The sequence below is a fragment of the Streptomyces massasporeus genome, from assembly GCF_014648995.1.
GTDB lineage: Bacteria > Actinomycetota > Actinomycetes > Streptomycetales > Streptomycetaceae > Streptomyces > Streptomyces massasporeus.
Map to the genome: position 1 here is coordinate 802835 of NZ_BMSE01000001.1, position 13887 is coordinate 816721.

Genomic DNA, 13887 nt, shown 5'->3' on the forward strand with positions numbered 1-13887 from the left:
TCGATGCGTCAATCGCTCTCGTCGTAACGGATGCGGTGACACAGCGCGGGGACCTCGCCGGAGACGAGCCTGGGCAGCACGTCCGGCAGCTCCTCGAAGGGGGATTCGCCGGTGATGAGAGCGTCGAGCGCGGGGTCGGCGAGCAGGTCCAGGGCGACGGCGAGCCGGTCGGCGTAGGTGCGGTTCGGGCGGGCCGGGGAGACGGTGCCGACCTGGCTGCTGCGGATGACGAGCCGCCGGGAGTGGAAGGCCTCGCCGAGCGGGAGGCTGACCCGCCGGTCGCCGTACCAGCTGAGTTCGAGGACGGTCCCCTCGGCGGTGAGGAGTTCCAGGGACCTGGCGAGGCCCCGTTCGGTGGCGCTGGCGTGCACGACGAGGTCGCGGTCCCCGGCGGCGTCCTCGGGTGTGGCGAATCCGACGCCGAGCGCCTCGGCGATCTTCGCGCGGGACGGGTCGGCGTCGACCAACTGCACGCGGACGCCGGGGAACCGGGCAAGGAGGGCGGCCACCGAGCAGCCGACCATGCCGCCGCCGACCACGGCGATCCGATCGCCGACCAGGGGCGCGGCGTCCCACAGGGCGTTGACGGCGGTCTCCACGGTCCCGGCGAGCACGGCCCGTTCGGCGGGCACGGTGTCCGGGACGGGGGTGACCGCGGTGGCGGGGACGACGTAGCGCGTCTGGTGCGGGTAGAGGCAGAACACGGTGCGGCCCTTGAGCGCCGCAGGGCCCTCCTCCACCACGCCGACGTTGAGGTAGCCGTACTTCACCGGGCCGGGAAATTCGCCCTCCTGGAACGGGGCGCGCATCGCCGTGTGCTGGCTGACGGGCACCCCGCCGCGGAAGACGAGCGTCTCGGTGCCGCGGCTCACACCGGAGAACAGCGTGCGGACCAGCACCTCGCCCTCGCCGGGCGCCGGCAGGGCGACGTCCCGGATGCCGCCTCGCCCAGGCGAGTCGATCCAGAACGCGCGTCCGGTGTGCTTCATCGAAGTCCTCCTGAACGATCGGGAAGCGGCTTGCGTACCGAGGGGTGCACAGGCCGCGCACAACGTAGCGGCCTTGATCGACTCTGTCACACGGCCGGAGGGTGTTCGGTGGCCCTGAACAACACTTACGACGCGAGGCTCGTACAGCAGGAGACCGCCCTGGGGGCGGGTGTGCAGGTCCTGCTGCTGGCCCTGATCGGCACGGCGATCGGGATGGGGCCGGCGGGCTGGCTGAGCGGCCTCGCGTTCGCGATCGCCACCTGGGCGGTGCTCTCCCGGGCCCTGCACCGCTCCCGGCTGCGCTCGTTCGGCGCGGCCAACCGGGTCACCCTGGGCCGGGCCACCCTCGTCGGCGGGGTCACGGCCCTGGTCGCCGACTCCTTCCAGAGCTCACCGCCGGTGTCGCTGTTCGTCGGCCTGACGGCGGTGGCGCTGATCCTCGACGGCGTCGACGGCAAGGTCGCCCGCCGCACCGGCACCTCGACCCCGCTGGGGGCACGCTTCGACATGGAGGTCGACGCGTTCCTGATCCTGGTGCTGAGCGTGTACGTGTCGATGCAACTGGGCCCGTGGGTGCTGCTGATCGGCGGCATGCGCTACGTCTTCGTCGCCGCGGCCAAGGTGTGGCCCTGGCTGACCGCCGCGCTCCCGCCGAGCACCGCCCGCAAGACCGTCGCCGCCCTCCAGGGCGTGCTGCTGCTCCTGGCGGGCGCCGATCTGCTGCCGTACGCGGCCAACTTCGGGGTCGCCGCCCTGGCGCTGGGCCTGCTGGTCTGGTCGTTCGGGCGTGACGTGCTGTGGCTGTACCGGACCTCGCGGGCCGAGGAGCAGGTTGCTCCCCGTCAGGTGCGGGAACTGGTCGCGAGCTGACGCCCGGCCGCCCTCGCCGATCAGGTGCCGAAGCGCCCTCGGGCCGCCTCGATGTGCGGGAGGTACTGGTGGGTCCAGCCGCAGATCGCGTCGACCGTGGCACGCAGGGCGCGGCCCGGTTCGGTGAGCGTGTACTCGACCTTGGGCGGCACGGTGGGGTGCACCTTCCGGTCGACCAGGCCGTTGCGCTCCAGCATCCGCAGGTTCTGCGTGAGCATCTTGTGGCTGACGCCCTCGACCTCGTCGCGCAACTCGCTGAAGCGCAGGGTGCGTTCCCCGAGCGCCTCGATGATCAACAGAGCCCACTTGTTGGCCACGTCGGAGAAGATCTCCCGGGCCAGGGAGTCCGCCCGCCGCAGGTCCGCGTTCTCGGGCAGGTCTCTCAACTGCTTGGTCACCATCTGGTTCCCCAGTCACCGAAAAGTGCGTTCTTCCAGGTCGGCGTTCACTCTCCTACGGTTTCCGAGTAACCGCAAGAGAGCACGGGCCGTTGCCCGCGGTCCGTGCCCGACGGAAGGAACACGCACCATGACCACGCTCGACGTCTACGACCACGGCATACCGGCCGAGGGCCACTTCGGCTACGCCCAGGCGATCAGGTCCGGTGACCTGGTCCACGTCTCGGGGCAGCTCTCGTTCGACGAGGCGGGCGCCTTCGACCCCGAGGACGACGTCGCCGCCCAGCTCGACCGGACCTACGTCAACCTCGACAGGGTCCTGGCCCACTACGGCGCCACCCGCAACCAGATCGTCTCCCAGACGCTGTACGCGGTGGACCTCGTGCGGAACGCCGAGGTGGTCGCCCAGGGCAACCGGGCGTACTTCGGCACCCACCGTCCGGTCAGCACGGCCCTCGGTGTCACCGAACTGACCTTCCCCGGGCAGCTCGTCGAGATCAGCTGCGTGATCGACATGAGGCTGCCCGCCTGAACCGGCCCGTCAGCGACGCGTCCCGGTGCCCACCAGGGCCCGCTCGTAGGGGTCGAGCACAACGCCCCGGACCTTGGCGGAGACGCCGGCGACGATCTGCTGGTGGGCCAGCGGCACGACCGCGTCCGTGCCGAGGATCGCGGCCTCGGCGGCCATGGCGGCGTCCTGCCGCTCACCGGTGCCGTCGGTCCTGACGGCCTCCGCGACGGCCCGGTCGACCTTCTCGTCGCACAGTCGGGCCAGGTTGTAGCCGCCGTCGCAGGTGTAGTCGCTGCCGAGGACACCGACGGGGTCGCCGGTGTCCAGGAGGCTGTTGCGGGCGCCGATGAACGCGTCGAACTTCCCGGCGAGCGCGTCGCTCTCCAGTCGTGAGTACTCGCGCACCTCCAGCTTCACCGTGAAGCCCGCCTTCTGGAGCTGCTGTTGCACGACCTGGGCGACCTCGGGGAGTTCGGGCCGGTTGTCGTAGGTCGCGAGGGTGATCGACGCACTGTCGGGCCGGGCGGCCTTCGCGCGCCCGGCCGGCTTCACACGCTTGCTCTCGGCCCAGGTGACGGCGGGTCCGAAGATGCCGGCGCCCGGGTCGGCGTAGCCCTCGAAGACGCCCTTGACGAGGGCGGAGGAGTCGATCGCCGTGCGGGCGGCGGCGCGCAGCGCCGGGTCCTTGAAGGGCCCGGTCCGCGTGTTGAGCTGCAGGCTGGTGGTGCGGGTGGTGCCGGCTTCCTTGAGGGTGGGCTTGTCGAGTGTGGTGGCCTGGGCGGCGGGGATCGCCTCGGCGATGTCGACGTCGCCGGTGCGGACGGCGTTGGCGCGTGCGGTGCCGTCCTTGACGAAGCGCGCGTCGATGCCGGAGGCGTGGGCAAGGCCGCCCCAGTAGTCGTCATGGCGGTCGAGCGTGGCGGAACCGCCGCCGTTGACCTTGGTGATCTCGAAGGGCCCGGTGGCGGTGCCGAGGGGTGTGGGGGCGCCCGGGCGCCCGCCCTTCTTGCCGTACGCCTTCGGGGAGAGGATCGCCAGGCTCGGACCGGCCAGGCGCATGGGCAGGACGGGGTCGGGCGCGGCGGTGGTGACGCGGACGCCGCTGTCGCCGTCGGGCTCGGCGCGGAGGGTGACTCCGGCGAGGGCGGTGGGAGCGGGCCGGGCCTTCGTGGCGTGGGTGAGCGCGGCGGCCACGGCGGCGGGGGTGACGTCCGTGCCGTCCTGGAAGGTGGCCTCGCGCAGGGTGAACCGCCAGGTGCGGTCGTCCTCCCGGCGCCAGGACCGGGCCAGCGCGGGGGCCGCGGCGCCGTTGGCGTCCAGGGCGGTCAGCCCCTCGGTGACGCCGAGCCGGCTGAGCAGCGTGGCGTCGGCTCCGTACGGCGAGAAGTTCTCGGCGGGCGGGAAGGCGAGGGCGACCCGCAGCCGCGGCCCCGACGGCCCGCCGCCCGCCGGCGACTCCCCGCCGGGAGAGGCGAAGCAGCCGGTCAGACACGGCACGAGGGCAAGGGCGGTGAGGAACCGGAGGCGGCTCTTGATGCTCTGAAGACGCACTTGCACAGCATAGGCATCAAGTGGAACACGCCGTTCAACCGGGTGATCCACCCGAAAGGGCCACCAAATCCCATACGGAGTAAGCGATTTGACACCGACATGGCGCACTCCCTAAACCTAAGTACATGACATCCATTTTCAAAAAGGTGGGGCGGTCGTGAGGATCGCGTTCGTCGGCAAGGGCGGCAGCGGCAAGACCACCCTGTCCGCACTCTTCTCCCGTCACCTGGCGCGCTCCGGCGCCCCGGTCCTCGCCATCGACGGCGACATCAACCAGCACCTGGCCGAGGCGCTCGGCGGCGAGGAGGTGCCCGCCCCTCCCCTGGGCACCCACGTGTCCGAGATCAAGAAATTCCTGCGGGGCGACAACCCCCGCATCACCTCCCCCGACGCGATGATCAAGACGACCCCGCCCGGCCGCGGTTCACGGCTCCTGCGTCCGCTCGGCGACGACGACCTGCACGCGCGGCACGTCGGCCGGGCGGGCGGCGTCCCCCTCATGGTGACGGGCGAGTTCGACGAGTCGGACCTGGGCGTGGCCTGCTACCACTCCAAGCTGGGTGCGGTGGAGCTGTATCTGAGCCACCTGCTGGACGGCCCCGGCGAGTACGTCGTGGTCGACATGACAGCGGGCGCCGACGCCTTCGCCTCGGGCCTGTTCACCCGCTTCGACATCACGTTCCTGGTGGCCGAACCCACCCGCAAGGGAGTCTCGGTCTACCGCCAGTACCGCGACCACGCGGAACAGTTCGGAATCCGCATCGCGGTCGTAGGCAACAAGGTGACCTGCGAGGACGATCTGCTCTTCCTCAAGGAACAGGTGGGCGACGACCTCCTGACCCACCTGGTGCACTCCCCCTGGGTCCGTGCGGCCGAGCAGGGCCGCACGGGTGCTGGACCGGATGCCCTGAACTCCCTGGAGCCGCACAACCGCCACGCCCTTACGGTCCTGCGCGAGGCGGTTGATTCCCACCCGCGCGACTGGGACCGCCTCCACCGCCACGCGGTCGAGTTCCATCTGCGCAACGTCCGGGCCTGGGCCGACGCGCGCACGGGCGAGGACCTGGCGGCGCAGGTGGACCCGGACTATGTGCCGGGCGGGCCGGCCAACAGCTGATCCTGGAAGGCCGCCAACGTCGTCACGAACGCCTCCGGCCCGTCCCGCCACGGAAAGTGCCCCGCTCCGCTCTGCACGACGAGATCGACGTGCGGAAACAGGTCGGCGTACTCCTTCATCACGCGCACTGGCGCAGCCACGTCGTACTCCCCGGCGAGAACGAGGACCGGCGCAGTGAACGCGGCGAGGTCGGCACGCGTGCCCTCGGGCTCGAAGGCGCCCTCCGCGGCATACAGGGCCGCGGCCTCGTCGTTGCGCTGCCGCTGCTCCGTCACACGGAACTCCCGCGCCTCGTCGTCCCACCGGCCGAACCAGAACGGGGCGACGGCATCCCAGTCGGCGGGCGCCGCGCGGCCGGAGGTGACGGCCTCCAACGACGCGTACGCCGGGACGAACCACGGTTCGTCCCGGCGTAGACGGGCCGTCTCCAGCCGGTCCTCGGCGGTGATGTCGAGGCCGACGGCGAAGACGCTGGGCGTGACGAGCGCGAGCTGCCCTACCCGTTCCGGATGCCGGGCCGCGTACAGCACGGCCAGATTCGCCCCGGCGGAGTGCCCGAGCAGATCGACCCGCTCCAGGCCCAGCTCCGCACGCAGCGCCTCGACGTCGCCGACCTGCCGGTCACAGCGGTACGACCCCGGGTCCCGCGGCACCGTGGACTGGCCCGTGCCCCGGAGGTCCAGGCGGATCAGGGTGCGGTGGGCCGTGAGGCCGCCCAGGTCCCCCAGGTAGACGGAGTCCTGCATGGGACCGCCCGGGAGACAGAGCAAGGGCGGGCCTTCTCCGGTCACGTGGTAGGTGAGGACCGTGCCGTCGGGAGCGGAGAAGGTGGGCATGGGCGCGACCTTGTCAGGAGGTGGCGTTTTGTACAACGGGATTTCCACCGCCGGAGTCCGGTGACGGTGGCCCCGGCTACTCGATCCCTGTGGCATCGAGTAGCCGGACCACGTCCTTGCGCCCGTACCCGAGCAGTCGGGCGCGATCAGCAGCCATCAGCACCAGGTGCGCGACGATCTTCGCCGCGTAGCCGTCCTTGTTGTCCGCGTCGAACCACTCCTGGGGTTTCTCGACACCCAGACTGTTCATCACCAGCCCGTGCTCCCGCCGGATTTCCGCGACGGTACCGGCGACCGCATCCATCAGTGTCTTCCCCGGCCGCTCGCACTCCAGGGCGAAGTCACCCCAGTCGACCGGCACACAGCCTTCCGGCGGACGCGCCCGCAGCCCTGCATACCTCTCGTCCCCGAACCCGGAGGCCCGGAACTCGTCGTGCACCAGAGAGAACCGATGGAACCCGGACGGAACCGGAGGCGGTGGAGGCGTGTACTCCCACCCGGCGTCCTCGTACAACTGCCGCTTCACCTCTTCTTCTTCGGCATGCGTCACGGTGAAGCCGTTGGCCTCGTTGCGCCCGGTCGTCGTGCCGTCGGGGTTGCGGTGGAAGTGCAGGCCCATGGTGTGCTCCCGGTGCCGTGATGTCGATGGACGAGAATCCCCCGTCACCAGCTCGAACGGCCCGCGAAGCCGACCCGTGCCCATTCTCCTGAGCCCCACCCGATCGCGTGAAATCCGGTGGCGTGGGAACTGGCCGACTTCGGCGGGATGGGGCGTTGTTACGCTCCCCCGGTGAGGATTCCGAGCCCCGCAGAGATCCAGGCTCTGCACGAGAAGCACGCGCCCACCGCCGAGGCGTTCACGCTCGTCCACACGCACTGCGAGATCGTCTGGGGGATCGCCGAGCAGCTCCTCTCCGCGCCCCACCTGGCTCATCTCGACGCCGAACTGGTCCGCGCCGGCTGCCTCCTTCACGACATCGGGGTCTACCGCCTCTACGGGGACGACGGGCGGCTTGACCACGGGAACTACATCCGGCACGGACTGCTCGGCCACGAGATCCTCGAAGCGGAGGGCTTCCCCGAGACCCTCCGCCGCTTCTGCTCCCACCACACCGGAGTGGGACTCACGCGGCACGACATCGTGCGCCAGGGACTGCCTCTCCCTCCCGCCGACTATCTGGCGGTGACGCAGGAGGAGAGGCTGGTGATGTACGCGGACAAGTTCCACACCAAGTCCCGGCCGTCAACGTTCCTCTCCCCCGACGAGTACGCCGCCCATGTCCGCCGGTTCGGCGAGGACAAGGTGATCGCTTTCCAGGCACTGCGCGCGGAGTTCGGCGAGCCGGACCTCACCGGGCCCGTGCCGGGCTTCGGGACGGAGGAAGACGCGACGGCTGCCGCGGTTCGGGGCTAGCAGGCCGCATGGCCGGAAGGCCGTGGCGACCCGTTCCTGTGCTCTCACGGCGGCTCGGTGAAGGCACCGAACACGACGAACGCCCCGTGCCTCATTACCGGTCGGGCCCTGAAACGTCGGGCTGTGGTTGTACCACTGACTCCCGACCTCAAGCTCGACGTTCCGGTCGATCGCCGAGAGAAGGTCCCCGGGAACCAGCCTTTCCGGGACTCCTCCGCCGCCGCTCTCCTCGCGCCGTCGATGATCTCCGTCAGCACTGTCCGCGTCACCGACGCGCCGGCCCGCGCGGCCGACCGGGAGACGTGCATCGGGGTCACGTCCCTGAACACCGCTTTCACGAGTGGAGGCTTGAACGGCGGGACATCCATGACCGAGGCGGTCTCGGGACCGCTGCGCTCAGGGCGTGCGGACTGTGCGGTCATCGGAGGAAACGCTCCCTGCTGTCGGATTGTTCAGAGGCCCACACTTCATCACGGTCGCTCAACCCTCAGGTCCGGGCCGGGCCTGAGGGTTGAGCGACCGTCCGGAGAGTCGTGGCCGCGGACGTCTCGGCCAGGGCCATCGCCGCGAGGCCGCCGTGGGAGCCGCTCAGGAACGCCATCGTCCCGGTCCTCTCGGGCGGCCGAGCGACCACCTGCGCCAGTACGTCGACGACGGCCGGGCCGGCGATGGCGAACCGCGTCAACGCGAAGGCGGAGGCCCAGCGCAACTCGGCGGTCGGGCTCTCCAGGTAGGGCTCGATGAAGGGGCCGGTCGCCGCATCGCCGAGCAGGCCGAGGGCGACCTCCCGTCGCCGCGGCGCCGGGCGGCCTCGGAATCCGTCCGCCCGGGGATCCCGGAACGCCGGTGGGCAGGCGCCCTCGCGGGGGAGGATGGCCGGCATGACGGTTGAAGGCCCCTCCATCGACTCCACCAGGCCGAGCATCGCCCGCGTCTACGACTACCTGCTCGGCGGCAAGGACAACTACGCAGTGGACCGGGAGGTCGGCGACGTGTTCTTCCGCGACCTCCCCGGCTCGGTGGCCATCGCCTTCGCCAACCGCGCGGCCCTGACGCGGGCGATCACGCAGATCGTGACGACCACCGACGTACGGCAGTTCATCGACCTGGGCAGCGGTCTGCCGACCGCCGACAACGTCCACCAGGTCGCGCAGCGGCACGCCCCGGAGTCCCGGATCGTGTACGTCGACAACGACCCCCAGGTGCTGGTCCACGGCTGCGCGCTGCTGGAGCAGAACGACCGGACCCGGGTCGTCCGGGCCGACGTACGCGACCCCGATGGCGTCCGCACCCACCCGGACACCCTGGAACTGATCGACTTCGACCGCCCCGTCGCCGTCGTCCTCAGCGCCGTCCTCCACCACGTCAACGACGAGGAGGACCCGGCCGGGATCGTCCGCCACTGGCGTGACCACGTGCCGTCCGGGAGCCACTTCTTCGTCAGCCACTTCCGTTCCGGCGACAACCCGGAGACCGCGGAGGCCGAGCGGGTCCTCCAGCAGACCTTCGGCCGCGGCCGGTGGCGCACCGACGAGGAGATCGCCTCCCTGCTGGACGGCCTGGAGATCCTCGACCCCGGGATCGTTCCCGCGCCCCTGTGGCGTCCCGACACGACCGCCAACCGTTGGAGCGCCGGCGGCGCGCAGCCGGAGCTCAGCGTCTGGCAGCACCTCATCGTCGCCGGGCTGGCCCGCAAGGCGTAGTGGCCCCGGCGGGCGGCGATCCATGGGTGCTGGACCCGGGCGGGGGTCAACAGGGGCGGGACAAGGGAGTTGGGCTCTCGACGGCGCCAAGACGGCTAATATCGCCTGAGTCTCCGCGGGGGAGGGCATGGTGGCAGGCGCATCCGGTGACCATTCCGCTGCCAGGGTGTGGGCACTGATCGGCGGGATCGCATCCGTGCTGTCGATCCTGGGCTGGCTGGGCTTGAACAACGTCGGCGAGCTGAAGGACTTGCTGGCCGACTCGCCCCCCTCCAGTTCCAGCCCGGCCCCGTACACGTCTTCGCCGAGCGACCGCATCCCCGATGACTCCGACACCGGTGAGGGGAGCACTGACGAGTCCGGCCCCGAGCCCTCGACGCCCGCTCCGGATCCCACCGAAGAGGCGTTCGAGGCCATCTCGGCCGGCGACTGCCTGGCGGTCTACGACACGGGCCGCGGGGGCACCACCAGCGTCGACTGGAGCGTCGGTGCTCCGCCGGACCCCGTGTCCTGCGCCGGCGAGCAGGCGCAGGTCCAGGTGACCGCCATCAACACCGCCTGCCCCACCGGCTATGGGAAGTCGTACTGGAGCTACCGGTCCGCCACCACCGGCGACTCCACGAAGCTCTGCCTCACCCGCGTCTACCACGCCAACTACTGCATTCTCGGCCGGCAGTCCGGCGACTCGATCTCCCTCGCACTGATGACGGCCGTGGCCTGCCGACGCGAGCCGGTACCCGTCCCGTACAACCAGATCATGCACATCACAGGCGTCTACCGCGCCCCGGCGGGTGCCGACGCGAACAACTGCCGCCGGGCGGCAGGCGACCAGACGCGCTACTGGGCCGCCCTGGTGGACGACGGCGCCACGCTGCTGTGCACCACGATCTACCAGGGCAGCTGACCGACAGCTCGGTCCCCCCAGCCGCCCGAGTACGCTCGCGGAAAGGCCGGTTCAGACCCGTCTCCGTCGTCGTGACGGCCGTCGCGCCCGGGTTCACCGACACGGACGGCGTTGTCACCCGAAAGCCCTCACCCTGTGCGATTTCATCCCCCTTCACCCCTGTGCCGCATACCGTGAACCCGCCGCCCGACCACCTCTCGGCGCAACGGGAAGCGGCGGCGACACGCAGGTCACGGGAGACGGAGGAAGAACGGGATGACACAGGCCGCCGCAGGGAGCGAGCTGGACGAACGGGTGCCGGGCCGCCGGTGGATCGTGCGTCTGGACCCCGTCGGCCGAGGCAGCGCGGAGGTGCGCGTCTCGTGCGGCCGACCCGCCTGTGCCGAGCGGCGTCTGCCCTCCGCGGCGGCAGGCCGTACGGCCGCGGTCGCCCATCTGAAGGCGCACCTGCGCGCCACCCCCGCCCCCAGAGCCGACACCTACTGCGCCTGCCGGGCCGACGGCTGCCGCGCCCACCTCCCCGACACCGGCAGGCATGCGCGTACCGAACAACCCTGGCGGTGCGGCGGACCGATCGTCCTGGCCGTGATCACCGACCGGGCAGGACGCTGGTGGCAGGCCCTGGAGTGTTGTTCACAGTGTGCCGCCGCCACTCCCGGGGCCCGGACCACGGCCACCTCCCCTCCGTCCGCACCCCGGACCGCCGGCCGCCCGACCCCCGCGGCGGCGGGCACCGGCGCGGGCACGCCGCAGTTCTCCGACCAGCAGGTCACCACCCGGACGGGATGTCCGGCACCCCTCCCCGTACCCGCACCCCTCCCCGTACCCGCACCCCGCCCCGTACCCGCGCGGCGCCGCCGCCCGCCGGAGGCGAGGATCGGCCGGCGTGTCATTCCGCGCGACCTGCGGCCCGTGTCCCTGCGGGACGAACTCACCGAGCTCGGCGACCTCTTCCGCGCCTACCAGAAGCGCCCCGAGCCCGACCTGGCGCTGCTGGCCGATCTCCAGGAACGCAAGGCCCGCGCCTTCCTCACCTGGTCCGATGTCAGTTGCGACGTCACCCTGCGGCTGGAGGCCCAGCGCGCCGAGCAGGCCGCCGCCGTCATCCGACGTCAGCACCAGCACCGCACCGGCCGTGTCCCGGAGGGCGAGGAATCGGGCGTGGCGCGCCTGCTGCCCGTATCGGCGCAGTGGGAGTACGCGCGCTCCGTCCTCGCGCACGTGGCCGGCCACACACCGCTGCCCGGAGCGGAAGCACGGCTGCTGGCGTTGATGCTGACCCTGCGCACCGCGCACACCGGCACCGGCAACCTCGTCGGCCAGGACGTCAACGCGCTGGGCCTGACCGACCCGGAGGACCTGGTCGAGCAGCTGTCCGGCTGCGGCTGGCTGTCCCTCCCCGGCACCGTCGGCGACCTGCTCGCCTCCCGGCCGGAGAACCCCACCCCGATCACCGTCCCCTCCCTGGTGCCCGACGAGGACGGGACGGGCCCGTTCACGTTCGGCAGGAAGACACGGCCCAAGCTCTCCGGCTGGGCCCAGAGAGTCGTCTCGGACAAGAAGCTCCGCAAGGCCAAGGCACCCGCCGGCGCCCGGCTGCTCGCCGTGACGCTGGCCACGTGGACGGACGACGTGGGGCGCCTCGGACGCGGCGGCCAGGGCGTCACCCTGAACGCCCTCGCCACCCGGGTCCCGGTCGGCTCCGGCGAACTGCGGGACCTGATCGACCGGCTGACCGCAGCGGACTGGCTCACCGACGCCGCCCTCACCGACACCCACCTCACCGGCCGGCTGACCGAACGCGTCCTCCCCCTCACCTGCCCCCTGCCGGATTGAGCTCCCGCCCACCCTCGTCCGCGACCGCACCCGTGGGCGGGGAGCCGTCGCCCCGCCCACGGGTTCACCACCACTCCACGTCGGTGGTCCGGGCGTTCTCCCCGTCGGCGAGCTCGGAGAATGCCACGCTGACGGTGGTGCATTGCTCGAAGCAGCGGCCGAGGAGGCTGCTTCGGCAGCCCCTGCTTCCTGGCGGGCCGGCCGCCCGCCCTGCCCCTCCTCAGTCGACCTCCCGCACGCGTGCAGCGGTCCGCTCGGCGAGTTCGCGGACGCCCTTGGCGGCGTTGTCCGAGAGTTCGCCGAGTACGGCGTCGGCGGCGGTGAGGAGGGCGCGGGCCTTCTCGGGGCGGCCCGCGTCGGCCAGGGCGAGGGTGAGCCGGTAGTGCTCCTCGGTGATGAAACGGCCGAGGTTGACCCGCTGCCAGTGGCGCAGTGAGTCGTCGCCCGGGGTGGCCAGGGCGTCGCGCACGGCGGCCAGGCTGTCCACCGCCTGCGGCAGCCGGCCCGCCTCCCGCTCCAGGCGGGCGAGGGTGTGCCGGGCCGAGGCCCGGTCCCATGCCGTCTCCTGAAGGGCGGCGTACAGGCGCTGGGCGCGCAGCGCCTGGGGAAGGTCGCCGAGCTCCTCGAAGTCCCGGGCGAGCCCGCTCAGCGGAGCCGTGGCCAGGGTGTGGGGCGCCCCGGGGCGGCGGAGTCTGCTCTGGTCCATGACGATGCTGTCGAGTTCGCGGATCAGCGTCACCCGCGCGAGGTCCGTCATCCCCTGGTCCCGCGCCAGGTCGGTCCATGTGGAGACCGGCTCGTCCGACGGGTCCGTCCCGACCATCGACTCGTCGAGTTCCCGCGCCCACTGGCGCAACTCGTCCGCGCTCGCACCCGGTTCCGGCACACCGCCCAGGCCGCACGCCGTGTCGAAGTCCGTCTCCCGGACCTCGAGCAGCAGCGGCAGATCTCCGGTGTCCCCGTGCAGCCCGACCAGTACGGCCGCAAGCCGCAGTTCGTCCGTCATCGACGACCGTGTCTCGTGCCGCAGCAGATGCCGCAGCAGCTCCAGATCGCCCTCGGCGCGGTCGAACTGCGCGGCCCGCAGGGTGATCCGGCGCCGGACCGGGTCCTCGGCGACATCACGCCATGCCGTGGGGTCGCCCTCCCGCAGACGGGCGAGATGGGTGCGGCCCGCCGCGAGCACCGTCTCCCACAGCGGTGGACCGACCGGGCCCAACAGGTCGTACGCGCACCCCTCATCCGCGTTGAGCAGGACGAAGTCCGGCTCGGTGCGCAGCAGCGCGGCACGCAGTCTGCCCACCAGCTCGACCGGGGAGCGTTCCGGGAAGCCCAGCGCCGCACGGAGCTCGGCCCGCTCCTCGTCGATCCCGTAGCACTCACGGATCTCGTCCTCGGTCTCCGCGACGCACACCAGGATCTTCTCCTCGCCGTCGTCCGGCGACAGACGTGCGTAGCCACGCCAGCCGGGCAGGCCGATCACGAGCTCCAGGGCCTCGTCGACACTGGAGCCGATGATCCCTGCAGCGCCCTCCGAGTCGGCGTAGAGCACCGAGCCGTCCGCGCACACGAAGTACGTGCCGCCGGTGTCGTCCCCGGCCACCGTCTCCAGCGGCCCGCCCGAGGCGAGGCGGACCTCCTCGACATGACCGTGGGCGGCGCGGTCCAGATCGAAGTCGAAGGGAAAGGCGGCCAGTTCAGCCAGGCGGCGGTCCTGCCGCAGCAGCCGTAGCGCGTGATCGGTCATGTCGCGGAAAG

General features: G+C 71.6%; 14 protein-coding genes and 1 pseudogene. 7 read left to right on the forward strand and 8 right to left on the reverse strand.

Annotated elements, in window-relative coordinates; translation table 11 throughout:
- Positions 1 to 8: 8 nt before the first annotated feature.
- A complete protein-coding gene (locus tag IE153_RS03675; protein ID WP_189588302.1) occupies positions 9 to 989 on the reverse strand; it encodes a zinc-dependent alcohol dehydrogenase in 981 nt (326 codons plus the stop codon).
- A gap of 108 nt (positions 990 to 1097) precedes the next feature.
- Between IE153_RS03675 and IE153_RS03680 the strand changes: the two genes are divergently transcribed.
- Positions 1098 to 1859 (forward strand): CDP-alcohol phosphatidyltransferase family protein, encoded by a 762-nt coding sequence (locus IE153_RS03680; protein WP_189588303.1) that lies wholly within the window; start codon positions 1098 to 1100, stop codon positions 1857 to 1859.
- Between the two features lie 20 nt (positions 1860 to 1879).
- On the opposite strand, the gene IE153_RS03685 is transcribed toward IE153_RS03680, so the two are convergent.
- On the reverse strand, positions 1880 to 2260 hold the full coding sequence (locus IE153_RS03685; protein ID WP_097221919.1) for a winged helix-turn-helix transcriptional regulator: 381 nt from the start codon (positions 2258 to 2260) through the stop codon (positions 1880 to 1882).
- Positions 2261 to 2387: 127 nt separating this feature from the next.
- Here IE153_RS03685 and IE153_RS03690 point away from each other — a divergent pair, with 127 nt between their 5' ends.
- A complete protein-coding gene (locus tag IE153_RS03690; protein WP_189588304.1) occupies positions 2388 to 2789 on the forward strand; it encodes a Rid family hydrolase in 402 nt (133 codons plus the stop codon).
- Positions 2790 to 2798: 9 nt separating this feature from the next.
- On the opposite strand, the gene IE153_RS03695 is transcribed toward IE153_RS03690, so the two are convergent.
- Positions 2799 to 4325, reverse strand: coding sequence for an ABC transporter substrate-binding protein (locus tag IE153_RS03695; RefSeq protein ID WP_189588305.1), 1527 nt, complete (start codon positions 4323 to 4325; stop codon positions 2799 to 2801).
- A gap of 151 nt (positions 4326 to 4476) precedes the next feature.
- On the opposite strand from IE153_RS03695, the gene IE153_RS03700 reads away from it, so the two are divergent.
- A complete protein-coding gene (locus tag IE153_RS03700) occupies positions 4477 to 5436 on the forward strand; it encodes an ATP-binding protein (protein WP_189588306.1) in 960 nt (319 codons plus the stop codon).
- Here IE153_RS03700 and IE153_RS03705 read toward each other — a convergent pair.
- Together IE153_RS03705 and IE153_RS03710 are read right to left on the reverse strand one after the other, a co-directional pair.
- Positions 5406 to 6272: an alpha/beta fold hydrolase gene (locus tag IE153_RS03705; protein ID WP_189588307.1), complete on the reverse strand. Its 867-nt coding sequence runs from the start codon at positions 6270 to 6272 to the stop codon at positions 5406 to 5408. The two genes, IE153_RS03700 and IE153_RS03705, sit on opposite strands and share 31 nt — an antisense overlap.
- Before the next feature lie 76 nt (positions 6273 to 6348).
- Positions 6349 to 6891 (reverse strand): hypothetical protein, encoded by a 543-nt coding sequence (locus IE153_RS03710; RefSeq protein ID WP_189588308.1) that lies wholly within the window; start codon positions 6889 to 6891, stop codon positions 6349 to 6351.
- Between the two features lie 171 nt (positions 6892 to 7062).
- On the opposite strand from IE153_RS03710, the gene IE153_RS03715 reads away from it, so the two are divergent.
- Complete coding sequence (locus IE153_RS03715) at positions 7063 to 7686, forward strand: HD domain-containing protein (RefSeq protein WP_189588309.1); 624 nt, start codon at positions 7063 to 7065, stop codon at positions 7684 to 7686.
- 78 nt (positions 7687 to 7764) lie between these two features.
- Here the strand turns inward: IE153_RS03715 and IE153_RS03720 are convergent.
- Positions 7765 to 8108 (reverse strand): annotated as a pseudogene (locus IE153_RS03720) (hypothetical protein); the annotation flags it as partial.
- Positions 8109 to 8173: 65 nt separating this feature from the next.
- Entirely contained in the window at positions 8174 to 8569 is a 396-nt protein-coding gene (locus IE153_RS03725) for a hypothetical protein (protein ID WP_189588310.1), read from the reverse strand.
- On the opposite strand from IE153_RS03725, the gene IE153_RS03730 reads away from it, so the two are divergent.
- The 3 genes from IE153_RS03730 to IE153_RS03740 all read left to right on the forward strand — a co-directional run bounded on the left by IE153_RS03730 (position 8559) and on the right by IE153_RS03740 (position 12129).
- Positions 8559 to 9389, forward strand: coding sequence for an SAM-dependent methyltransferase (locus tag IE153_RS03730; RefSeq protein WP_189588311.1), 831 nt, complete (start codon positions 8559 to 8561; stop codon positions 9387 to 9389). The genes IE153_RS03725 and IE153_RS03730 overlap by 11 nt on opposite strands.
- Positions 9390 to 9555: 166 nt before the next feature.
- Positions 9556 to 10293: an LppU/SCO3897 family protein gene (locus IE153_RS03735; protein ID WP_189588312.1), complete on the forward strand. Its 738-nt coding sequence runs from the start codon at positions 9556 to 9558 to the stop codon at positions 10291 to 10293.
- Between the two features lie 255 nt (positions 10294 to 10548).
- The gene (locus tag IE153_RS03740) at positions 10549 to 12129 is read left to right on the forward strand and encodes a hypothetical protein (RefSeq protein WP_189588313.1); all 1581 of its coding nucleotides are present in this window, start codon (positions 10549 to 10551) and stop codon (positions 12127 to 12129) included.
- A 220-nt stretch (positions 12130 to 12349) separates the two neighbouring features.
- Here the strand turns inward: IE153_RS03740 and IE153_RS03745 are convergent, their stop codons facing one another.
- Positions 12350 to 13876, reverse strand: a complete 1527-nt coding sequence (locus IE153_RS03745; protein WP_189588314.1) for a hypothetical protein — start codon at positions 13874 to 13876, stop codon at positions 12350 to 12352.
- Between the last annotated feature and the right edge of the window lie 11 nt (positions 13877 to 13887).

Coding starts and splice junctions, on each gene's coding strand:
- IE153_RS03675 (WP_189588302.1), bottom strand. CDS start 989: ATGAAGCACACCGGACGCGCGTTCTGGATCGACTCGCCTGGGCGAGGC.
- IE153_RS03685 (WP_097221919.1), bottom strand. CDS start 2,260: ATGGTGACCAAGCAGTTGAGAGACCTGCCCGAGAACGCGGACCTGCGG.
- IE153_RS03690 (WP_189588304.1), top strand. CDS start 2,388: ATGACCACGCTCGACGTCTACGACCACGGCATACCGGCCGAGGGCCAC.
- IE153_RS03705 (WP_189588307.1), bottom strand. CDS start 6,272: ATGCCCACCTTCTCCGCTCCCGACGGCACGGTCCTCACCTACCACGTG.
- IE153_RS03710 (WP_189588308.1), bottom strand. CDS start 6,891: ATGGGCCTGCACTTCCACCGCAACCCCGACGGCACGACGACCGGGCGC.
- IE153_RS03730 (WP_189588311.1), top strand. CDS start 8,559: ATGGCCGGCATGACGGTTGAAGGCCCCTCCATCGACTCCACCAGGCCG.
- IE153_RS03725 (WP_189588310.1), bottom strand. CDS start 8,569: ATGCCGGCCATCCTCCCCCGCGAGGGCGCCTGCCCACCGGCGTTCCGG.
- IE153_RS03740 (WP_189588313.1), top strand. CDS start 10,549: ATGACACAGGCCGCCGCAGGGAGCGAGCTGGACGAACGGGTGCCGGGC.
- IE153_RS03745 (WP_189588314.1), bottom strand. CDS start 13,876: ATGACCGATCACGCGCTACGGCTGCTGCGGCAGGACCGCCGCCTGGCT.